Source organism: Methylorubrum podarium (genome assembly GCF_040270385.1).
Classification (GTDB): domain Bacteria; phylum Pseudomonadota; class Alphaproteobacteria; order Rhizobiales; family Beijerinckiaceae; genus Methylobacterium; species Methylobacterium podarium.
Window position 1 is genome coordinate 1 of the sequence record NZ_JBELQE010000135.1, and the last position, 19,911, is coordinate 19,911.

Annotated in this window: 22 protein-coding genes; 14 read left to right on the forward strand and 8 right to left on the reverse strand. The window is 66.2% G+C overall.

From position 1 onward, the window contains the following. Positions 1-161 precede the first annotated feature (161 nt). Positions 162-491, reverse strand: coding sequence for a hypothetical protein (locus ABS772_RS26140; RefSeq protein WP_350397611.1), 330 nt, complete (start codon positions 489-491; stop codon positions 162-164). A gap of 303 nt (positions 492-794) precedes the next feature. Between ABS772_RS26140 and ABS772_RS26145 the strand changes: the two genes are divergently transcribed. Continuing rightward, positions 795-1,502 carry a L,D-transpeptidase gene (locus ABS772_RS26145; protein WP_350397632.1) on the forward strand — a complete coding sequence of 236 codons (708 nt, stop codon included), beginning with the start codon at positions 795-797 and terminating at the stop codon, positions 1,500-1,502. Positions 1,503-1,609: 107 nt separating this feature from the next. On the opposite strand, the gene ABS772_RS26150 is transcribed toward ABS772_RS26145, so the two are convergent. Further along, positions 1,610-2,266 (reverse strand): hypothetical protein, encoded by a 657-nt coding sequence (locus ABS772_RS26150; RefSeq protein WP_350397612.1) that lies wholly within the window; start codon positions 2,264-2,266, stop codon positions 1,610-1,612. Positions 2,267-2,723: 457 nt separating this feature from the next. Between ABS772_RS26150 and ABS772_RS26155 the strand changes: the two genes are divergently transcribed. Next, positions 2,724-5,066: a putative bifunctional diguanylate cyclase/phosphodiesterase gene (locus ABS772_RS26155; protein ID WP_350397613.1), complete on the forward strand. Its 2,343-nt coding sequence runs from the start codon at positions 2,724-2,726 to the stop codon at positions 5,064-5,066. 246 nt (positions 5,067-5,312) lie between these two features. On the opposite strand, the gene ABS772_RS26160 is transcribed toward ABS772_RS26155, so the two are convergent. Continuing rightward, positions 5,313-7,121: an acyl-CoA thioesterase gene (locus tag ABS772_RS26160; RefSeq protein ID WP_407943024.1), complete on the reverse strand. Its 1,809-nt coding sequence runs from the start codon at positions 7,119-7,121 to the stop codon at positions 5,313-5,315. Between the two features lie 441 nt (positions 7,122-7,562). Between ABS772_RS26160 and ABS772_RS26165 the strand changes: the two genes are divergently transcribed. The 11 genes from ABS772_RS26165 (at position 7,563) to ABS772_RS26215 (ending at position 16,732) form a co-directional block, all read left to right on the forward strand. Continuing rightward, positions 7,563-10,622 (forward strand): DUF927 domain-containing protein, encoded by a 3,060-nt coding sequence (locus ABS772_RS26165; RefSeq protein ID WP_350397615.1) that lies wholly within the window; start codon positions 7,563-7,565, stop codon positions 10,620-10,622. Continuing rightward, positions 10,619-11,533, forward strand: a complete 915-nt coding sequence (locus ABS772_RS26170) for a hypothetical protein (RefSeq protein ID WP_350397616.1) — start codon at positions 10,619-10,621, stop codon at positions 11,531-11,533. The genes ABS772_RS26165 and ABS772_RS26170 overlap by 4 nt, the downstream gene beginning before the upstream one ends. Before the next feature lie 5 nt (positions 11,534-11,538). Then, complete coding sequence (locus tag ABS772_RS26175; RefSeq protein WP_350397617.1) at positions 11,539-11,853, forward strand: hypothetical protein; 315 nt, start codon at positions 11,539-11,541, stop codon at positions 11,851-11,853. Between the two features lie 9 nt (positions 11,854-11,862). Then, positions 11,863-12,168 carry a hypothetical protein gene (locus ABS772_RS26180; RefSeq protein WP_350397618.1) on the forward strand — a complete coding sequence of 102 codons (306 nt, stop codon included), beginning with the start codon at positions 11,863-11,865 and terminating at the stop codon, positions 12,166-12,168. A 9-nt stretch (positions 12,169-12,177) separates the two neighbouring features. Next, positions 12,178-12,441: a hypothetical protein gene (locus tag ABS772_RS26185; protein ID WP_350397619.1), complete on the forward strand. Its 264-nt coding sequence runs from the start codon at positions 12,178-12,180 to the stop codon at positions 12,439-12,441. Then, positions 12,438-12,932: a hypothetical protein gene (locus ABS772_RS26190; RefSeq protein ID WP_350397620.1), complete on the forward strand. Its 495-nt coding sequence runs from the start codon at positions 12,438-12,440 to the stop codon at positions 12,930-12,932. Before ABS772_RS26185 ends, ABS772_RS26190 begins: the two co-directional genes overlap by 4 nt. Beyond that, positions 12,910-13,191 (forward strand): hypothetical protein, encoded by a 282-nt coding sequence (locus ABS772_RS26195; RefSeq protein WP_350397621.1) that lies wholly within the window; start codon positions 12,910-12,912, stop codon positions 13,189-13,191. Before ABS772_RS26190 ends, ABS772_RS26195 begins: the two co-directional genes overlap by 23 nt. 319 nt (positions 13,192-13,510) lie before the next feature. Then, positions 13,511-13,885: a phage tail assembly chaperone gene (locus tag ABS772_RS26200; RefSeq protein WP_350397622.1), complete on the forward strand. Its 375-nt coding sequence runs from the start codon at positions 13,511-13,513 to the stop codon at positions 13,883-13,885. 80 nt (positions 13,886-13,965) lie between these two features. Then, positions 13,966-14,160 (forward strand): hypothetical protein, encoded by a 195-nt coding sequence (locus ABS772_RS26205; RefSeq protein ID WP_350397623.1) that lies wholly within the window; start codon positions 13,966-13,968, stop codon positions 14,158-14,160. After that, entirely contained in the window at positions 14,160-16,076 is a 1,917-nt protein-coding gene (locus ABS772_RS26210; protein ID WP_350397624.1) for a phage tail tape measure protein, read from the forward strand. Before ABS772_RS26205 ends, ABS772_RS26210 begins: the two co-directional genes overlap by 1 nt. A 14-nt stretch (positions 16,077-16,090) precedes the next feature. Continuing rightward, the gene (locus ABS772_RS26215; protein ID WP_350397625.1) at positions 16,091-16,732 is read left to right on the forward strand and encodes a Gp138 family membrane-puncturing spike protein; all 642 of its coding nucleotides are present in this window, start codon (positions 16,091-16,093) and stop codon (positions 16,730-16,732) included. Between the two features lie 9 nt (positions 16,733-16,741). Here ABS772_RS26215 and ABS772_RS26220 read toward each other — a convergent pair whose 3' ends face one another. The 5 genes from ABS772_RS26220 to ABS772_RS26240 all read right to left on the reverse strand — a co-directional run bounded on the left by ABS772_RS26220 (position 16,742) and on the right by ABS772_RS26240 (position 19,318). Then, positions 16,742-17,059 carry a hypothetical protein gene (locus tag ABS772_RS26220; RefSeq protein ID WP_350397626.1) on the reverse strand — a complete coding sequence of 106 codons (318 nt, stop codon included), beginning with the start codon at positions 17,057-17,059 and terminating at the stop codon, positions 16,742-16,744. 331 nt (positions 17,060-17,390) lie between these two features. Further along, entirely contained in the window at positions 17,391-17,546 is a 156-nt protein-coding gene (locus tag ABS772_RS26225; RefSeq protein ID WP_350397627.1) for a DUF3309 domain-containing protein, read from the reverse strand. Positions 17,547-17,671: 125 nt separating this feature from the next. Beyond that, positions 17,672-17,827, reverse strand: a complete 156-nt coding sequence (locus ABS772_RS26230) for a hypothetical protein (RefSeq protein ID WP_350397628.1) — start codon at positions 17,825-17,827, stop codon at positions 17,672-17,674. Positions 17,828-18,393: 566 nt separating this feature from the next. Continuing rightward, the gene (locus ABS772_RS26235; protein WP_350397629.1) at positions 18,394-18,894 is read right to left on the reverse strand and encodes a MucR family transcriptional regulator; all 501 of its coding nucleotides are present in this window, start codon (positions 18,892-18,894) and stop codon (positions 18,394-18,396) included. A 148-nt stretch (positions 18,895-19,042) separates the two neighbouring features. Further along, positions 19,043-19,318 (reverse strand): DUF2312 domain-containing protein, encoded by a 276-nt coding sequence (locus ABS772_RS26240; protein WP_350397630.1) that lies wholly within the window; start codon positions 19,316-19,318, stop codon positions 19,043-19,045. Positions 19,319-19,730: 412 nt separating this feature from the next. Between ABS772_RS26240 and ABS772_RS26245 the strand changes: the two genes are divergently transcribed. Beyond that, on the forward strand, positions 19,731-19,911 hold a 181-nt coding region (locus ABS772_RS26245), incomplete at its 3' end, for a hypothetical protein (protein ID WP_350397631.1).

The following is a 19,911-nucleotide window of genomic DNA, read 5'->3' on the forward strand; positions in this document are numbered from 1 at the left end:
TCGCGATTCTGTCGCTCGATCGGACGCGGCCACGATGCCGGGACGAGGGTGACGCCGGATGTACGCGCACCGTTGTTCCGGCTCCCGTGGCCGTTCTCTTTTCGACGCCGGCCGCCGTGCTCGCCCCGCTCGCGCGCGGCCGGCTCGTCGCCGCTTCGCGATCAGCCATCGAGGCGGCAGGAGAGGGGCGTCTCGACCGGGCAGGAGGCGGGCGGCTCCCGGTAGATCCGGACGCCGGGCGGCGGCTCGCCGTTCTCCAGCGCCGTGCGGCGCTCTTCCTCCGCGTAGTCCCAACTCCACTCGTCGGAATGCTCCCCGTCGAGGACGACGCCGGCCCGGCACCCCCAGCCATGCTTGCGCGCGATCTGCGCCTGCTCGTAGGTGACGGTGAAGTAGCCGAACTCGTGCAACTCCATGTCCCGGCACAGGATCTTGCCGTCGGGCGTCACGATATCGCCTGGCTGTGCGCCTTCCGGCAGCATCGATGTCATAGTTGGCTCCCGCGGGTCTCGATCCCGCACGATCATACCGATCCATAGGACGCGCGAAACGGCGCGCGGCGAACATTCTTGCACAATAGCGCCGAGCCGCGCCCGTTCCGAGCCCCTGTCCGATCCGTTGCGTTCGTGCGCGCCGTCGGCGGCCTCGGCGCGGGGCAGCCGGCCCAGGGCGCGCACCGCGCTGGCCGGACGGGCCGGGTAGCCGCGGCCTCAGCTTGGCCGTATACTTGCCGGGTGCGGACCGGTGTGTTTCCCCACCGGGCGGCAGGATTGGGGACGTCCGGGATCATGACGATGGGCTGGGGGCAGGAGAACCGTGAGGCCGATGCCGGCGGGTCGGCACGGCTTGGGCATCGGGCGCAGCGTCTCAGCCGCCGGTCGTTTCTGGCCGGGTCGGCCGCCGGCCTCGGCGCGCTCGGGCTCGGCGGTTGCGTCACCTCCGACGGCACGATGCTGGCCGAGGCGGCGAAGGTCTACGGGCCGATGCCGGCCGAGAAGTTTCCGATCCCGGCGGTCGACATCAGCAAGGTCGACCCGAAGTACTACCGCCGGACGGTGCGTTACGAGACCAAGGAAGCGCCCGGAACGATCATCGTCGATCCGCGCAACTACTATGTCTACCGCGTCGAGGGCGATGGCTCCGCCACCCGCTACGGCGCCAATGTCGGGCGCGACGGGTTCCTGTGGAGCGGCGACGCGTATGTCGGCCGCAAGTCCGAATGGGCGACCTGGACGCCGCCCAAGGAGATGATCCGGCGGCAGCCCGAGGCGGCCAAATACGCCCGCGGCATGCCGGGCGGCCTCGACAACCCGCTCGGCGCCCGCACCCTTCATCTCTACCAGAACGGCGCCTACACGCTGTACACGATCTACGCCAGCAGCGATCCCGAATCGATCGGCAGCGGCATCACGAGCGGCTGTGTCGGCCTGCTCAGCCAGGACATGATCCACCTCTACGCGCAGACCCCGGTGAAGACGAAGGTGGTGGTCCTGCCGGCCTAGGCGAAGGCTTCGGCCCGAAGGCCTCGGCCGGACGACTCAGCCGGGGTCCCGGCCGGATGCGGTCCGGAACCGGGGCGCGCGGTCGGGCGCAGCATGGGCACCGGATTCTATCGGCCACTTCTCGCGGGTGCCGCCTCGTCCCATTCGTGATCGCGCTCCCGCAGCCGTTCGGCGTGCTCCTGCCGCGCTCTCGCATCCTGGGCGGCGTCGTCCTGCGAGGCCGAGGCCGGTCGGAGGTGCGGCCGGTCCGGCGTCAGGGCGTGTGCGAGGGCGGAGACGATCTCGTCGAGATCCGCGGCCGGGAGCCCGAGCGCGCGCCCGGCCTCCGCCCGCTGCATCAGGGCGAGATCGGCCCAGGTCGGCCCGGCTGAGCCGAGCCGCTCGACGGCGCTGCCGAGGGGAAGCCATTCCGCCGGCATGGTGCGAAGCCGATCGAGGCGACGTCGGTCCGTCGTCGCCTGATCGTGCCTTTCCCGCGCGCCTGGAACGAGCCGGGCGAGTTCACCGAGCAGGTGGGTCCGGATCGCCCGGATCCGCACCGGGCCGATCTTGCGCACGGCCGTGAGGTCGGTGGGCGTCGCCCGTGCGAGCGCGGCCATGTCCGCGAGGCCGGCCTTGCGGAGCCGGGCCCGAAGCGCCGCCGTCAGCAATCCCCGCCCGAAGCCCGCGGCCGCGAGGCGATCGATCGCCGCATCGGGCAGGTCATCGAAGAGCGGCAGGCGCTCGGAGGCCTCGCCGAAAAGCGTCCTGGGAAGCGGCATCATGCCTCACGCAGCAGCTCCTGGACGCGTGCCGGCGATCGGCGAGGCCACGGCCAGCACCCGAACGTCGACATCCCCGAAACCCTGGCGAAGCGCGGGGCGGGGCAGCGCCGATCACGTGCGCAATAGGGGCAGACGGGGTGAATGGCCAGCATTCCGATACGGCGGGAGGCTCCTGCGGATCCGCGCGGCCGAGCGGACCACGCCCGAGGCCGGCGCCTTCGGACAGGGCCGATACGAACCAAACCGCGCGTCTCCGCCCGCGGCCGACGGCACGCGGTCGGCACCGTATTCCAAAGAGTAAAAATCAACCGATTTGATTGTCACAAATGCTGTGGGCCGGATTTACGACACTTTAAGCCCAGTAGCTCATTTTGCGACGGAAAGGTTCGGCTGTGGTCAGAGTTGAAGAAATAGCCAATTCGAGTCTGGCATTGAATATTTTCTCCATGAGGCGTCCGTGTCACGTGAGATGCTCATCTCGTTCCTGATCGACACCGGTCGCGAAAAGAAGGCTCTCGACGCCAATTTGCAGGCGCGTGTGCGGGTGGAGCAGCTCGACGTTGCTCTCCGTCTCGTTCCCTTCACTGTGCTCGTCAGCCTCAGCGTCGTGCAGGTGATCGTCTACCTGTTCTGGAACCCCGCCAACCGCGCCTACCTGGCCGGGCTGGAGGCGGCGATCCTGCCGCTGACGGTCGCCGTCCTCCAGCAATGCTGGCTCTGGCGTTCGCGCCCGAAGCCCCGCGAAGTGCCCGTCTCCTTCGTCCGCAGCACCGTCCTGCTCGCGCATGTCTACGGCTGCCTGCTCGCCTCGATCCCGATCATGCTGTTCGCGGGAGCCGATTCGGACGGGCGCCTGCTCATCGCCTCCAGCTGCGCGGGCCTCATCGCGACGGGCATGAGCGCCGCCGTGCTGCCGCGTGTCGCCATCGGCTTCTCCGGCCTCATCATCGCCGGATCCTTCGTCGGATTGGCGGCGACCGGCGAGCGCTTCTACACCTACGTCGCCATCCTTCTCGCGTTCTACGCGGTCTTCATCTGCTTCACGATCCTGCATCTCAGCCGCCTCCTGAAGATGCGCGTCGTCGCGCAGGTCGACTTGGAGCGTCAGCAGGAATTCACCCATCTTCTCCTCAACGACTTCGAGGAGAATGCCAGCGATTGGCTCTGGGAGACCGATGCCGAGCTTCGCCTTCAGCATGTCTCGCCGAGGCTGGTCGAAGTGGCCCGCTCCTCGGAGCGCCAGCTCCTCGGATTGCCTCTGGAACAGTTGCTGCTGCCCGCCGTCGCCCCGCCCGACGGACATCCGAGCACCGCCCTCTGGAAGTGCGTCGCGGAGCGGCGCGCCTTCCGCAACCTCATCCTCCCGCTCAACATCGCGGGCGAGCAACGCACCTGGGTGCTGAGCGGAAAGCCGACCTTCACCAACGGCACGAGCTTCTCGGGGTATCGCGGCGTCGGGTCCGACGTGACGGAGAAGCGGCGCTCGGAAGAGCGCCTGTCGTATCTCGCGCTGCATGATCCGCTGACCGACCTGCCGAACCGGGTTCAGTTCCAGCAGCTTCTGGAAGTCGAGCACGCGCAGGTCGGAGCGGGCGGACGCTTTGCGGTGCTCGCGCTGGACCTCGACGAGTTCAAGAGCGTGAACGACACGTTCGGGCACGCGGCCGGCGACGGATTGCTGCGGGCGGTCGCGGAACGTCTCCGGCGCTTCGCCTCCTCCGACGTGCATCTCGCCCGGCTCGCAGGCGACGAGTTCGCCGTTCTCGCGAAAGGGTCGGCGGCACGGGATCGCCACGCGGTCGCGCTCCTGGCGAGCGACATCGTCGCGGCGATGGCCTCACCCTTCGCCATCAACGGCATCCGGGTGAGCATCGGCATCAGCATCGGGATCGCCATCGCGCCGCAGGACGGCTGCGTGGAGATCATGCGGCGCGCCGACCTCGCCCTCTACCGGACGAAGGGCGAAGGCCGCAACGGATACCGCTTCTACGAAGCCGAGATGGACGAGCGGATCGAGGCGCGACGTGCGTTGTCGACGGACCTGTGGGGGGCTCTCGATCGCAACGAGTTCCTTCTCCACTTCCAGCCCATCGTGACGAAGGATGCCCGCATCCGGGGCTTCGAAGCGCTCGTGCGCTGGAAGCATCCGAAGCGCGACTTCGTCTCGCCGGCCGAATTCATCCCGCTGGCCGAGGAGACGGGCGTCATCATCCCGTTGGGGGAGTGGATCCTGCGGCAGGCCTGCGCCACCGCCGCGGGCTGGCCCAGCGACGTCAGCGTCGCCGTCAACCTGTCGCCGATCCAGTTCCGCCACTCGGACCTGCCGCTGCTGGTCCGCTCCGCGCTGGAGGAGAGCGGGTTAGCCCCCTCGCGCCTCGAACTGGAGATCACCGAGTCGGTGTTTCTCGAGGCAACCCCCGCCATCAAGGCCGCGCTCGCCAAGCTGCGCGAACTGGGCGTGCGATTGTCCCTCGACGATTTCGGAACCGGCTATTCCAGCCTGAGCTACCTTCGCCGTCTCGCCTTCGACAAGATCAAGATCGACCAGAGCTTCGTGCGAGACCTTCCGCACGAGCAGGGCAGCGCGGCCATCGTCCGCGCGATCATCGACCTCGCGACGAGTCTCAACATGACGGTGGTCGCCGAAGGCGTCGAGACCGAGGCGCAGCGCCGATGCCTGCTGAGCCTCGGCTGCCACGAGCTTCAGGGCTACCTCTTCAGCCGGCCCGTACCCGCCGAGGAGGCCGGATCCCTGACGAACAGGCAGGGACTTCGGCGCTGGAAGATCCATGCCGCCTGAGTGACTTTCATGTGGCTTCGGGTTGATTACCTCGGGCCTTGTCCCATCCCGTCATCGCGAGGCGGAGCCGAAGCGATCCAGGGCGTGACCTCTCCGGAAAGGTCGCGCCCTGGATTGCTTTCGCTGAGCCTCGCAATGACGGAGAAGAAACCGAAGTGATCAAACAGATGACGTATCACAGAACGCTCGCTGCACCGTTGCGGCCAAAGTGGGAACGGTCGGTGATCGGGCGTTGTGTGGGGCGCGCTAAGCGCTGAGGCTCGTACCTCCCAGAGGACTCGGCGCGGATGACGCCGCGTGGGGCGAGGTCTTGGGCCAATAGGGAAGAAAGCCCTCGATGATGGATCGCGGGATGTCCAGGGGACGATACTGGACCGTGTCGACGAACATCAGCGACTGTTCGCCTCGACCGAGCAGGCCGTTGATCTCGCTATGGATCTCGTGCGCCAGCGTCACGAATTTCCGATTGTGGCTGGCGATGCGGACGCGAATCGACACGGGCTCGAACTCGACGGCCTCGCGCCGGAAATCGTGCTGGAACGTTTTCGTCAGCACGTAGAAATCGGTCGACTTCAAGTCGAAGTTCGGCATGCAGGTGTTGAAGAACAGTTCTCGCGCCTTGCCGACCCAGCGGACGTAATTCGCGAAATAGACGTTTCCGACCGAGTTGGTGTCGTCGTAGGTCGGGATCAGGTTCAGGACGAACCACTGCCCGTCGAAGCCGTGCGAGGCGATCGCCTCGTCGCGGCTCACGGTGATCACCACCGTCTTCGCGGCGGGCGCGTCCGTCGGCAGAGGCACGGGTGGTGCCGGCGCACCCCCCCATCCGAGCAGCTCCGCCACCATCGGCAGCGCGCCGACGAGCCCGATCAGCGGCGCGATGGCCAGGTAGGCCCAGTTCGGCTGGATGTAGCCGGTCAGGAAGACGAGGCAGGCCGCCAGTCCGATCATGTAGCTGAGGACGGGGTCGTAGCGCCGGGACGCGCCGAGCGTCTCGCAGACCAGGCAGGCCGCCCCTCCGACGAGGATCGTCGCGAAGGGCACCATCAGGTACATCAGCGAGAGATTGAGCTGGTTCGCGACGACCGCGGCCGTGAAGGCCGCGAGCAGGATCCAGATCGGAGACGACACCAGAGAGGGCGGCACGAAGGCGAGGAGCGGCGAGTTGCTGCGCGTCGTGATCGCGGTCATGAGCCAGCGCGTCGCGCCGTAGAAGCTGTCGATCGTGGTCGCGGCCGCCACGACGGTCCAGATCAGGAAGGCGATCGTCACGCCCGCGAGGTGGCTGCGCGCCGTCGCCTGCGCCACGGCGGCGTACGCCCCGGGCAAGCCGTCGAACGAGACGACCGGCTCACCGAGGCCCGAAGCGGAAGCGAGCAGGGCGTTGATCGTCAGCAGGCCGAGAAAGAGGATCGCACCGGCCGCATAGGCCATCCGGACGGACGTGCCCTCGCGCCGGATCTCGACCGCGCGCTGCCACTGCTGCACGTCCATCCACGGACCGAGCAGAAAGCCGACCAGCGAGGGAAGCGCGAGGCCGTAGAAGCGCTCGTCGAAGGACGACAGCGGAACCCCGGACCCACGGGATCCGCTCTCCAGTCCGGCGAGCACCACGAAGCCGGCGCACACCGCCAGGATCAGGGCGACGCCATGCACGATCTTGATGCGGCGAAGGGGGACCGCGTGTCCGATCGAGCAGGCCACGAGGACGAGCATGACCAGGCCGAGGACGGTGTCCCGCCCGAACAAGGGGGTCCACGCATAGGCGGCAAAGCCGAAGAGCGTGATTGCAACCGCGAGGAACTGACAAGCGAGGAACAGGAGGGCGTAAGGTCCCTGGATCGTCGCCGCGATGGTGTCGGCGCTCCGCCCCGGTGCGCCGAGGACCCAACCAAAGAGGCCGAGGCCAACCGCGTTCGGCAAAGCAAAGGCAAGAAATCCAAGCCATCCATATGTCAGGGTGACGTGGATCGCATAGAAAAAGCCGAGACCCCAGAACCAAGACAAGGCGATCGTTGGCGCCCAAGTCGCTGAGCGAAGGAACTGAGACAGCATTTTGTTTGACGCGTCCGTGATTCGTTCCCGAACCTAGCGAACTGAAACCGCTGCGGGAATATGAAAATGTCGGAACATGCCCCGATGGGAGCCGAACCCTGGTGCGGCGCTCGGCCGACCCACCCCAGCACCTTCTGGCTGTAACGCCTCTTTCGGCCTCAGGTAAGTCCGATGAGGCTCATGCGCTGTCCGAGCGGGCTGAGACGGCTGCAGGATCGGTTGAGGGGGCGGCCCTCGGTCGGCGGTGCCTTCGGTCGCGGACGCCGTCTGGACCATGGAGGCGCTGTCGGCGGCGGAGCGTTGAGAAGGCCGACGCCTCAGCGGTCGAGTTGGAGCGGGCGATCGGGATCGAACCGACGACATTCAGCTTGGGAAGCGCTCGTAACTTCTTGATTTTGCTTACCCATATTCCTCACCGCACAACCTCGAAAGGAACAGGTTGTGCGTACCGAAGAAACAAACGCCGCTGCGGGGGTCGGAGCCCGCAACGGCGCTGAATCAACGGCTCGGCAAAGAATCGGAACCCAAAATAGGGCCAGCGCCAGCGCGGCGCAATCGTCCGACCGCTACGTCAAAACCAAGGATGCGCAGCAGGCCGTCCAGAATCGCGAGGCCGAGATCGTCCAAGCTCTGGGCATCCCGTGGCGGGAGGGCCAGCGCAACCATATCCGCTGCCCATATCCGGACCATGGTGGGGCCGACGATTGGAGGCTGACCTCTAAGGGGCGGGCGATCTGCACCTGCACCGGCGGCAAAACCGACAGCGTTCTCGACATCGCGTGCAAGGTCGAGGGGCTGAACTTCGAGGCTGCCAAAATTCGGTGCGTCGAGATCGTCGGCCGGACGGACCTGATCCGCACCAAGACCGAGGGCGGCTGCAACTACCAGACGACCGACGCCCGCAGCCTCCTCAACGCGCCCGCCGATCGACGCGACGACGCCTTGCCCCGGGCCTACCTCGCGCATCGCCTGGGGATCGAGCCCGGCGCGGTCATCATGCCGAGCACGCCCGTCGTCGGCCTCAAGGAACTGGCCTACTTCGATCCGCCGAAGACGCCCAAGGGCAAGCCGGCGAAGGTCGGAGAATGGCCCTGCGCCGTGTTCGGCCAGATCGACGCGCAGGGTCGGCAGCACGCCCACCGCATCTACGTCGAGCAGCACGGGGCCGGAAAGGCCCGCCTCGGTATCGGCCCGAAGGGCGGCCCACGCGACCCGAAGAAGTCCGCCAAGGTCGTTGAGGGCGACACCACCACCGCCGGGCGCGTCGTGGTGTGGGGCAATCCCAAGGTCGCCCCCTGGGCTATTTCTGCGGAAGGCATCGAGACCGCCGCCGCCGTGGCGAACGCCTTCCGCGCCGAGATCGAGGCTGAAACCGCTTACGTCGTCGCCGGCATCAATGCGGGCGGCGTCGAGGCGTTCACGCCGTGGCCCAATACGAAGCGCGTCACGGTCGCGGCTGACCGGGACGAGGCAGCCAAGATCAACCCGAGCCCGACCCGCAGGGGCGAGCGGGCGGCCCGCGCGTTCAGCATCCGCAATCACGAGCACGTTGCTGTCAGCTACGCGCTGGCCGGCGAGCCCGGCACCGACACCGACTGGCTCAACGTGCATGAGACCGGCGGCCCCGAGGCGGTGCGCGCCGGCATCCTCGGCGCCGTCGCCTACCGGCCGAGCGAGGAGGAGGTCGCCGCCGAGCGCGAGCGGATCGATGGGACGGCCGAGCTACAGCGGATCGAGCGGGACTATCCCTTGCCGCCCATGGAGAGCGTCACGCTCGCGTACCAGCGCACGAAGTCGGGCAAGGTGTGGGTGCATCAGGCCGTAAAGGTCGGCGAGGCCGTCGAGATGGTGCCCGTTGCTTCCGCATTCGGCGTCGCGGCGCGGCTGCGGATGGCCGACGAGGGCGACGCCTACGCCCTCCGTCTCGTCGTGCAGGACATGAACGGCCGGTGCCGGCAGATCGACGTTGACCGGGCCGCCTTCGCCCGCCAAGGCGCCGCCGACACGCGGGCGATGCTGTTCGGAGCGGGCCTGCGCACCGAGAACGACGGCGAGCACATCGCCGTGAAGTGCGTGAAGGCCGCCGACCCGGCCCGTGAGATCATTGTCGTTCGGCGCCCCGGCTGGCACAACTCAGATAGCGGCGCCCCGTTCTTCGTCTGCCCATCGGGACAGATTTTTGGTGCCGAGGGCGGCGACAGGCCCGAACTGTCGGTCAACACCAAGATCAGTCCGACCGTGGCGAGCGGCGGAACGATGGAGGGGTGGCGGCAGGCTGTGACGGCAGCCTGTACGGCGCCGCACTGCGAGCACTGGACGCTCGGCACCATCGCCGGCTTTGCCGCCCCCGTGCTGTCCCTCTGCGGGCTCGACTCCTGCGGCATCAACCTGTCCGGCATGACATCGGGCGGCAAGACGACGGCCCAGCGGCTCGCCGTGTCGGCATGGTCTCGCGCCGCCCTGGATCAGCGCGAGAGCCTGTTGCAGAGCGCCCGCGCCACGGCGAACGGCATCGAGTTGATGGCAGCCCGATCCAATGGGACCGTGCTGGCGCTCGATGAACTTGGCCACGTTCACGGCAAGGAACTCGGCCGGATCATCTACAGCCTCGCCAGCGGCGTCGGTAAGACCCGCATGAGCGCGGAGGCGCAACTGCGGACCTCGCACACATGGTCCGTCTTCGTCCTGTTCTCGGCCGAGAAGTCGCTGGAGGAGAAGGTGCGCGGCGACGGCGGCGAGTGGGCCGGCGGTATGGCCGTCCGCATCCCCGACGTGGACATTTCCGGCATCAACCGCGCGGTGGATCAACGCGTCCTCGACCAGATCGGCGCCATCGATCGCAACTTCGGGCACGCCGGCCCCGCCTTCGTTGAGGCCCTGATCGGCGCCGGTCTGCACCTGAAGGCGAGCGACATCAGGCAAAGCGTCGTGCAGGCGGCCCAGGCCATCGCTGGGGCCGGAGCCGACGGCAAGCACGTCCGCGCCGCCATGCCCTTCGCGATCTTGAACACCGCCGGCCGGCTCGCCCAGCGGCTCGGCGTGCTGCCTGAGGCAGTGGACGTAGGGCGGGCGGTGCGGTGGGCCTGGGAGCGGTTCACCAAGTCAACGGATGCCGTCGCGCTGGACCCCGAGCAGCAGGCAACCACGAACCTCCGGGCATGGATTGCGGAGCGCTGGGGTTCGAGCATTCACCCGACGATGCCGGACGACGGGACGAGACCGCCGAACCGGGATGCCCTGGGCTGGTACGACGAAACCGCCGTGTACCTGCCCGCGCAACGGATCGTAGAGGCCGCAGGCGGCGCGCTGAAGGAAATCGAGATCGGCCGAGCCCTCGACGCGCAGGGCTTCATCGCCAAGACCAAGGACGCGGACTGCTATTTCGTCAGCTTCGTCCCGAAAATCGGGAAGATCAAAGCCTACGCCCTGTCTCGGTCGGCGTTCGGCCGCACGACCCGGGATGAGCCCTCGTTCGCCGTCCACTCAGGGGGGCGAGCATGAGCGCGCAGCACCCCCTCCTAGACGGTCTGTGCGACGGCCTCACGGCCAGCGACACCCCGACAGTTCCCGGATTTCCCGAAAACGGGAACGCCTCCGGGAACACTCAAGCAATTGGAGATAAACGAATTTCCCGGATTTCCCGGATTTCCCGGATTTCCCGGATTTCCCGGATTTCCCGGATTTCCCGGATTTCCCGGAACCCCGAAATCAGTTCTCAGAATTTTAGCCGCGAGATCTCCCCGGCGCGTGTGCGGGCGGGCGCGGGCGCGCGCGCGCGAGGGGACTATTCAGAGGAGCGGGAAATCCGGGAACAGCGGGAAATACCAGCAGGCTCAACGACTTGCATTTCCCGTTCTCTCTCTCTGAAAACGGGAAAACGGGAAATAGAAAGGGGCAATCCGGCTCTTGCGGGCCGATCCCTCCCCGAGCGCCCGACCTTCGATGACCGCGCCGCCTTCCTCGAATACGAGTGCGGCCTATCTCGCGACGAGGCCGAGGCCCAGGCGCGCGCCGAATGCGAGCCGCCCCCCGCCGAACTGGCGCCCGGCCTTGCCCTCCCCCAGGCCGACGGTCTGACCCTCTGGCGCGCCGGCCTCGCCCTTCTCAGCCCGCACCGCGCCCCCTGCCCTGGCTACCGTGGCGACGAGTGGAGCCGGGTCTATGACCGCGCCCGCGCCTTCCTCGACACCTACGGCGCGCAGGCCGAGGCGCTGGGCTGGACGGCGCCCCGCTTGTTCGGAGTGCATCCTGTCGCCGGCATCGTTCGCGTCGATGCGTGCGGCGCCCTTGTCCTGCCGGCCGGTGGCGATGTCCGCGCTCTGACGGCCACGGAGATCCGGTTCGGCCATCTGACCCACCGGGAGAAGCCCGGCCAGCCCGAGGGCGTGCCACTCTGGGAGTTAGGACAATGAGCGCCGTGCTTGCTGATCGTGACAACCGGGACATTTGTCCCCCGTGTCCCGCCCTCGCCGAGATCCCCGCCGCCGACCGGTTCGGGCCGTGGTCCGACCGCATCGACGCCGCCGAGCGGCTGGCCCGCCTCCGGTCCCTGCGGGCGATCGTCCGTTTCTCCACCGGCCCGCGCGGTGATCGCCTCGCCGGCCTCCTCCACCGTGCCGAGCAGGACGCCGCCGCCCTCGAACCAGCCCTGGCCGCGCTCAACGCCCTCGCTTCCCTCGACCGGCGCAGCGTGCTCGCCAGCTTCGCCGCCCTTCACCGTTCCGTAGCCTAAGGAGATTCGATGCCCCGCTCACAATCGCGCCCGCCCCATCCTGGCCGCACACCGGCCGAGCGCCGAGCCCTCGACGCCATCGGCTGCGGTGACACCCTGCCGGCTATGCACCCGAAGGTGCGCCGAAACCTGCTCGACGCTGGACTGATTGAACAAACCGGCACGACAGCCCGACGGGATGCGCTCGGCTCCTACGAGGTGCCGCAGTACGAGATGCCGATCCCGGTTCACATGCAGTGGTGTTCCGCTGTCGCCGCGTCCGATGAGGAGATGGCCGCGTTCGAGGCCGACACATCCCGATCCCCCGCAGCCTGAGAGAATGCCATGTCGAGCCATGACAGAGAACGCGCCACCGTGCTTCACGCATGGCCTGAGGTCCGTGGTCTGCAAGTCGTCGTGACCGAGAGCAAAGAGCCGCCGAGCACCGTGCGTGTCGGGATCAGAAGCCCGTCCGGGGATTGGGCAGGGGTTGCGGACATTGACTCCGTTGACCCCAGCGCTCGCGCCCGCGCGATCTCTCTGGGCGACACCGTGCGCGAGGCACTGATTATCGCCGCCGCCCTCTGGGCGCTGGAAGAAGGCGCATGACCGTGCCGATGTACAGCACCGACGCCTCCATTGAGGCGACCGCGAAAGCGGTCGATGCCTTGCTCTACGCAATCGAGGCCGCCCCATCCTCTGACGCCGTCACAGCCTACCGGGCCGCCATCACGCGCCACGGGCGGAACCTGATCGACGTCGCCGGGCCTGAAGCCCTTGGGGCCGTGCGCGAGCGTGTCGTCGGCCCTCGTGCCGCTTCACGCCCAGGACCGCAGGGCGACCATCGCCACGGCCTGGGCTTCTCTCCCGCAGGAGCGCTCTGCATGACCCAGCGCGAACTCGAAGCCTACCGTGCCGGTCTCCGTCATGCGGCTGATATGGCGCTCATCTCTGCCTTGACGCTGGAACTGCGCGCAGTTGGGGAGCGCCTGCGCCAGCGGGCCGCGATCGAAGCGTTGCGCGAGCTTGCAGATGGATTGAAGGCCGAAGCTGCCCCGAGTGCCAGAGAAAGCCCCGATGCCGACGCACAGCGCGCCTGATCCTATTGAGGCCGCCACCAAGGCGATCGACGCCCTGCTGTCTGCCATCAACGGCAACCCAGGCGCCGGAGCCGTCGCGGCGTACCGCGCGGCGATCACCCGACACGGCCGCGGTCTGGTCGAAGCCGCCGGCCCCGAAGCGCTCGACACGGTTCGAGATCGCGTTGCGTCTATGGCTCCGCTCGCAGCCGAGGGCCGGCGGGCTACCATCGCCGCCGCTTGGGGCCGAATTATTTGGGCAAATGCACCCCACGCATGACTTCCAAAATCAGAAAGCACTAGAAGCAACAAAAAGCCACGCAAAAACATAGAACGACGATCGAACTATTCGATATTTGCGCAAGACATATGCTCGGCTGCGTGGTTCAATACGGTAGAAGATACCGGTATAGGCCGTGCCCCCTCAGTACCCGAGCCACCTCTACATCCGCGTTGATCGCGACCTGCGAGCCGACCTCGCCCGTGCCGCGAAAGCGACCGGTCTGACAGTGAGCGAGACGGGGCGGAGGGCGCTGCGGATCGGTTTGTCCGGCGAAGCGAGCGGGCGCGACGCGCCGGATAGGGCGAGGACGGATTGAATGGCAGCGGAAACCAAAATCGGCAGCATCGTCTACCGGTGCGAGAAGTTGCCGGCCTCCGAGGGGCTGAAGCTGTACGTCAGGGTTCTCCAACTCTTCGGCCCGGCACCTGGCCTCTTGGCGACCATCAAGAAGGGCGGCGCGACGGACATCTCGCCTCAGAACGCCTTCATGGTGCTGGCGATGATGGAGGGGGCCAATCCCGACCAGATGCACGACTTCGTTGCCGAGATGGTCGGCCTCTGCCGCGTCGGCTCGGATGAGTGCGTGATAGGCGTGAAGCCCGCCGACATGGAGTCCGCGGTCGAGGTGGCGTGGTTCGCGCTGCGGACGCAGTTCTCGGATTTTTTGGCCGTAAGCCTCAAGGCCGAATAGGCGGGCTTGAGGGCGACGACAACAAGGCCAGCCTGACGGGCCGGGAAATCGAGACGATCGCGCCGAACCTTGCTGACCACATGTATCTCTACAGGGTGACGCCAGGATTTGCCGACCCGCCACTCTGTACGGTTCACGAACTAGAGACGGTCTATACCCTGGATCATCTGGCGAACTTCCACGAGATCCTTGATCTGCTCCAAGCCGCCCGAGCCAAGGCGGAGCGCGAGATGAAGCGCCAGCGCGAGACCAGCAATCGGAGAGGGCGGCGCTGATGGTTGTGGAAGAACTCATTGGGAAGTTGGGTCTACGGGCAACCGGCCTCAACGAGGCCCGCAAATTCATCAAGGCTCTGGAGGACTGCAAGAAGGCCGCGAAAGGCGCGGGCGATAGCCTGCGGCACGGCTTTACGGGCAACACCTCTGGGCTCGGTCGCGTCGCGAGGGACTTTGATCGTGCTGCTGCCGCTGCCCGCCGGTTCCGGACAGAGGCGGAGCGGGCAAGCCGCGTGCGACCACCGTCCAGCTTCGGAGGCCGCGGCGGATACGATGGCGGCTCGTACTCGGGGCGCCAATCGTCCCGTAGCGGAGGCGGCGGGTTCCCCCTTGAGGCCGGACTGTCCGGCGCTGGCTTCAACGTCCGCGCTGGCGCTGCCGCAGCGACCGCCTACGGCGCCGGCCGCGTCGTGCAATCTGCGGCCCGCTCTTCCATGGACTTCGAGCGGACCATGATCGAGGTGAAGAAGGCGACGGACGCCGATCCTGCCGGTCGCGCCATGTACGAAAAGGCCATCCTCCGGCTGGCCCGCGACACCGGCAAGAACAAGGAAGACCTCGCCAGAATGCTCTCGGCGGCGGCTTTCGCAGGTCGTCCGAAAGGGGACCTCGTGCGGTTCACGGAGTTCGGCGCCAAGTCGGCTACCGCATGGGGAACGACCCCCGAAGCCACCGGCAAAGCGCTTGCGCAGATCGGCAACATCTACGAGGCCAACCAAGCCGAGATCGAACGCATCGCCGATCAGATCAACACCATGGCGGACGAGTCTGGATCGAGTGAAACCGATCTGATGGAAATTGTCCGCCGGGTGGGCGGGACGTTCAAGACGGCCGGCTTCAAGACCGGCGATCCGCTCGCGCTGGGCGCGACGCTCTTGGAGCGCGGTGTTGAGCCCGAGATCGCGGCTTCTGGCCTGGAGAGCTTCGTCAACTTCCTGAAGCTCGGCGATAAGTATTCTGATGGGGCCGGCGAGGCCATCCAGAAGCTCGGCACGACCTCAAACAAACTGAAAAAGGATTTTGCCAAGGCGCCGCTCGAAACCGCGTTGAAGTTCCTCGACAAAATCAACAGCATCAAAGATCCGTCAAAACGAGCCGAGATCCTGACCGGCGGCTTCGGCAAAGAACGCCAAGACGATGTGGAGCGCATGGCAAGCTCCATCGACAGAATGCGGGTCAATCTCGGCAAGATGGGCGATGAGAAGCTGTATCGCGGCTCCGTGATGCGGCAGTATGCGGAGCAGTTGGAGGAGGACGTATCCAAAATCGACCAAGCGACGCAGCAGATCGACGTTTTGCTGAAGCGCGTCGGCGATCCGATCAAGCAGGGCCTGGGGTACGGGGCCGAGAAAATGAACAAGGCGCTCGACTACTTGGACGATCGCACGGGCAACAAGGCGGCGAAGCCGAGCAACTTCACCGACGACCTTCCCGGTTTGGAGGGTTTGAGCGCCAAGCCGTCTGTCGCAGCCACGGCGAAGGCGATCGGCGCAATCACGGCTGCGTCCTTTGCGGATCGGTTCGGCGCCGCGGCGCCGATGGAGGGGCGTCGGTCCTTCATGCCGCACACCGGGACCGGCATTCCGCGGGCTTACCGAAAGCCCGGCGGCGTCATGAGCCTCGGTTACGGCAATCTGGGAGCCACGGCCGACAATGCGCCAAGCTTCGGGGCCGGCACCTTCGGCATCGGCGGCGGTCAGGGCACCGAGTGGATGAAGCAATCCATGCAGCAAGCCGTCAACAACATTACAAACAACAATCAAGACCAGCGGCAGCAGAGCGTGACGGTCAATCAGACCGTCAATGGCGTGCCGGGCGTGGCCCAGGCAGCGGCGTCGGGGGTGTCGAACGCGCTTTCGGGCATGGGGCCGAGCATCGTGAAGGCCAATCCGACGCCAACAGTCTCAACACCGTAAGGGAAACCGTTCACATGGCAGGCCGGCAGGGCTCATCAACACGTCGAGACCCTCAGGAAGCGCTTGCGGCGCTCACGGAAGCGGAGCGCGCCGACATTAACACCACCGCCGTTGGCATCGTGCGCGGGTACGATCCGAAGACGCAGACCGCCACGGTGCAGCCGAAGCTCTCCATGATGATCGGCGGGGAGAAGGTGCGGGCACCTGAGCTTCAGAGCGTACCGGTGATGCACCCGCGGGCCGGCGGCGTCATCCTGCACAAGCCCCCGAAGAATGGCGACGAGGTGATGGTCCATTTCGCCCAGCGCCCGCTAGACGGTGCGATCGAGGACGACGAGGACATGCGGGGTGAGAACACCACCCGGATGCACCACATCTCCGACGCCGTGGCGGTGCCGGCGGCCCACTCCAAGGGCAAGCAACTCGCGAACTTACCGACAGATCGCATGCACTTCGGCTCGGAGGACGGGAAGTCCGGACTCCAGATCAAGGAAGACGGCTCCTTCGACCTCGTGCGCAACGGCGACAGCCTGTGGAAGGTGGTCGAGGATCTGGCGACCGCCTTTCGCGATCACATGAACGGCATCGCCCCGAACGACAAGAAGGCCGAGGCGCAAGCGATCCTCGACCGCGTGGCGAAGATCAAGGCGACCTGAGGCTTTGGGCTATCTGACAGGGCTTCGGCCGCGGCACTCCTTGAGCGGCCCAGCCATCGCCTCCAAGGCATCACCGTACGCCAGCATCCCCTCTGTCAGCTTCAAGCGCGCACCGTCGATCCGGTTCATGGGAGCCACGAAGGCACCCGCCGGCTTCACGGTCGATAGGGTTGCCTTCATGTCCAAGATGCGGGCCGAAAGGGCTTCGAGGCTGGTGGCAACTTCAGCCGCCGAGCGGGCCAGCCGCCGGCAATCGTCGGGCGTCATCTGGGCGCTGGCTGGTACGGACCCGAGGCATAGCAGGACGAGGGCCGGCAGCAGGCGCATGGTGTCTCCCATCGTGCAGGTGGCGAGAAGGTCCTGATCGCCGAACGCCCTGCATGCGTTCGGCCCGGCCGTTGATCGCACATTTCGACTCAGGATCGAGCGGTCAGAATGCCATCGCCGAGCTAGATGGGATCTCTGATCCGTACCGGGCAGGGGATCAGGATTTCGCGCGCTTGCCCTGATGCCGGCTCCGTCCAGTACCGTCTCGCACTCCTACGGGCTTTCATTGTACCTTGCCCGGCGCGTCCATTCTAAGCCGACGTCGGCATACCTGGGTCCGACGTCGGGCGTTGGCTCCAATTGAGGCAATTGCTTTGGGCTTGCCAGCCGTTCAGAGCCTGCCTGTCGCCAGCAAGACTATCAGGATAATCAGCAGAATGCCGCCCAGTCCGAAACCAGGACCACGGTATGCACCCCCGCCCAGGAAACCACCGCCGCCGAAGGCGAGAAGGATCAGCAGGATCAGCACGATTGTTGTGACGGACATCGACAACCCTCCGGAAGGCACCAGTTCAAATGCTTGAACTTGGCGGCTAACGCGGCCGTCCGCTCTTCGTTCACAGACCCGTGAGTCTTCCCTCATGAGCGAGGGCAGGATGGGAGCGGGATAGACTAGCGCGAGAAAGCCGGACCGCTGCAGGCGCCCGCAAGTTGCCCGTTCTCGCAGGCAAACTTCGGCTCGGCGTGCCCGAGGCGTGTGGTGGCCGCCGCACTCGACAGCACGAGGGCGACGGCAATCAGCAGGCGATAGAGAGGAAGACCGGTCATCGTCGTGGCCATGACGGGGCGAAGAGGCGGTGTCAGCGCGGCTGTGGGGCGGGTACGCGAATCGTGACCATTTGGCCGCTGATCGGATCGAAGACGGTGACGGTCATCGCGGGTGCCCCTGCGCCAGCCTGGATGGAAGTGTCCGGCTAACGCCCACGTCTGCGATGGTTTCCACCCTCTGTTTGGATGTGGTTAGCCATCCGTTAAGGTTGATCCGCCCGGTCGCGCCCCCGCCTCACCATGGCAGGAAGCGATCAGAGGCAGGCCGTCCAGCCAGCATGAATGCGACCGCACCAACGACACCCGCGAGCGCCACGAAAACCTCTGCCCCGAACATGCTTCCCCCCTCGGCCCGGTTCGGGCGGGGTGCGTCTGGAGTAAGGTTGAGGCAGCAGCGCGACTTGCAGCGCGTCGTCATGGTCGCAGCATAGGCAGCAGGCTCTAGCGGGCGCCGCCTCGTCCCATTCGCGATCTCACCGCCTCAGCATCGCAGTAAAGGATACCGAGCCACAACCGACCTCACGGTCTGCATGGGCTCGGTGCTCCATCATCCGCCGAGCACCATCTCAGGCCGGCTCGGCGATTTTGCGAGGCCGACCAGCTCGCTTCGGCTTAGAGACCGGCGTCGGTTCGGGTGCTGGCTCAGGCGTCAGCTCGGCTTTCTTGCGCTGGTTTCCCAGACCGAGTTGCTTGGCCAGCGCAGAGCGGGATGCGGAGTAGTTCGCAGCGACCGAGGGATAGTCGCTCGGCAGCCCATAACGGGTGCGGTACTCGTCGACGGAGAGGCCGTGCCCGTTGAGATGCCGCTTCAGGGTCCGATACGGCTTGCCATCGACAAACGAGATCAGCGCGTCCGGCGTAATCGATTTCTTGATCTGAGCCGACGTCGGCTTCTCGATCTCACCACCGACTTCGGCCGATGATGCCGTCGACAGGCTGGCAAACGCAGCATGCACCTGAACGAGCAGGCTCGGCAGTTCGCTTGCTGGAACGGAGTTGTTGCTGACATAGGCGGCGACGATATCCGCCGTCATCGAAAGTACGTCGGGCAATGTGCTGTCTTCCATCGTGATTTGCTCCTTACGAGGACAGCACGATCACGATAGCCTCCGTAGCGCAATACAACCGCGCCAACATAGTTGTGCGAAGACGTTCGATTCGTTCGACGGGAGGTGCCGCGGGCGGCAGCGAAGAACTGCAGCCCGCCTGATGTCGTCAAGCTGCCTGGGCGACGGGCGAAGGAGCATCCATGGCGCGCAGGTAGACCTCCAGAAGGCTCTCCTGTTCGTCGCGCTCGTCCTTGTCCTGCTTGCGCAACTTCAGGATCTCCTTGAGCACCTTCACGTCTAGGCCTTCGCCCTTGGCCTCAGCGAAGATCTCCTTCTTGGTTTCCATCAGATCCTTGATCTCTTCCTCGATCCGCTCGACGCGTTCGATGATGGAGCAGATCCGCTCACCTGCGACGCCTACCGTATCCGTGGTGTCGGTCATGCCTTCCTCGTGCTCACTGGGCACGTGCAGTCTCGCGGCAGAGGGTAAGCGAGGCGTTAAAGAGTCCTGCCGGGCTGATGGTACCGGAACGTGCCTGGGGCGCCGGTTGGTATCCCGGTGTGAGAGTTCGCGGCCCGTCGCGAGGGGAAATGACCGGCTACCCGAACGACACGCCGGCCGCGTAATTCTAGCGCTACATCGAGACCGTCGAAGAACGCCCGTCCTATCGGCCGAGGCCAGGTCGGTGGTGGCACTTCGCGCCGCTCGCGCTTGCGTTCGCCGGAGCTGCTGCACTCTGGGTCAGAGGGATGGGGCGGACGTTTAGAGCGTGGTAGGTGGCACGGTCGCAGCCTGGGTGCTGGCGGTAAGAACTCTTCGCACCGCCTGGGCTCCGAACGAAGAAGGCTGCGGAATGCCCGCCCCTCGCTGCGTCCACTACATCGGCTTCAAGGATGACCGCTATTGGAACGCCTTCCGGATCTGGGGCGGACCGGTGATGATCCATCGGCGCTGGGATCGCATCGCCAAGCACGACATCGGTCCTGATGACGTGGCGATCTTCGCGGAAGGAGACGAGCACCAGCCGCTGGCAG

Bases quoted from the DNA above. Each gene is read 5' to 3' on its own strand.
- ABS772_RS26160 (WP_407943024.1), bottom strand. From the start codon at position 7,121: ATGCTGTCTCAGTTCCTTCGCTCAGCGACTTGGGCGCCAACGATCGCC.
- ABS772_RS26230 (WP_350397628.1), bottom strand. From the start codon at position 17,827: ATGACCGGTCTTCCTCTCTATCGCCTGCTGATTGCCGTCGCCCTCGTG.
- ABS772_RS26180 (WP_350397618.1), top strand. From the start codon at position 11,863: ATGCCCCGCTCACAATCGCGCCCGCCCCATCCTGGCCGCACACCGGCC.
- ABS772_RS26210 (WP_350397624.1), top strand. From the start codon at position 14,160: ATGGTTGTGGAAGAACTCATTGGGAAGTTGGGTCTACGGGCAACCGGC.
- ABS772_RS26225 (WP_350397627.1), bottom strand. From the start codon at position 17,546: ATGTCCGTCACAACAATCGTGCTGATCCTGCTGATCCTTCTCGCCTTC.
- ABS772_RS26220 (WP_350397626.1), bottom strand. From the start codon at position 17,059: ATGCGCCTGCTGCCGGCCCTCGTCCTGCTATGCCTCGGGTCCGTACCA.
- ABS772_RS26190 (WP_350397620.1), top strand. From the start codon at position 12,438: ATGACCGTGCCGATGTACAGCACCGACGCCTCCATTGAGGCGACCGCG.
- ABS772_RS26170 (WP_350397616.1), top strand. From the start codon at position 10,619: ATGAGCGCGCAGCACCCCCTCCTAGACGGTCTGTGCGACGGCCTCACG.
- ABS772_RS26205 (WP_350397623.1), top strand. From the start codon at position 13,966: ATGTATCTCTACAGGGTGACGCCAGGATTTGCCGACCCGCCACTCTGT.
- ABS772_RS26195 (WP_350397621.1), top strand. From the start codon at position 12,910: ATGCCGACGCACAGCGCGCCTGATCCTATTGAGGCCGCCACCAAGGCG.
- ABS772_RS26140 (WP_350397611.1), bottom strand. From the start codon at position 491: ATGACATCGATGCTGCCGGAAGGCGCACAGCCAGGCGATATCGTGACG.
- ABS772_RS26215 (WP_350397625.1), top strand. From the start codon at position 16,091: ATGGCAGGCCGGCAGGGCTCATCAACACGTCGAGACCCTCAGGAAGCG.
- ABS772_RS26200 (WP_350397622.1), top strand. From the start codon at position 13,511: ATGGCAGCGGAAACCAAAATCGGCAGCATCGTCTACCGGTGCGAGAAG.
- ABS772_RS26240 (WP_350397630.1), bottom strand. From the start codon at position 19,318: ATGACCGACACCACGGATACGGTAGGCGTCGCAGGTGAGCGGATCTGC.
- ABS772_RS26150 (WP_350397612.1), bottom strand. From the start codon at position 2,266: ATGATGCCGCTTCCCAGGACGCTTTTCGGCGAGGCCTCCGAGCGCCTG.
- ABS772_RS26145 (WP_350397632.1), top strand. From the start codon at position 795: ATGGGCTGGGGGCAGGAGAACCGTGAGGCCGATGCCGGCGGGTCGGCA.
- ABS772_RS26235 (WP_350397629.1), bottom strand. From the start codon at position 18,894: ATGGAAGACAGCACATTGCCCGACGTACTTTCGATGACGGCGGATATC.
- ABS772_RS26185 (WP_350397619.1), top strand. From the start codon at position 12,178: ATGTCGAGCCATGACAGAGAACGCGCCACCGTGCTTCACGCATGGCCT.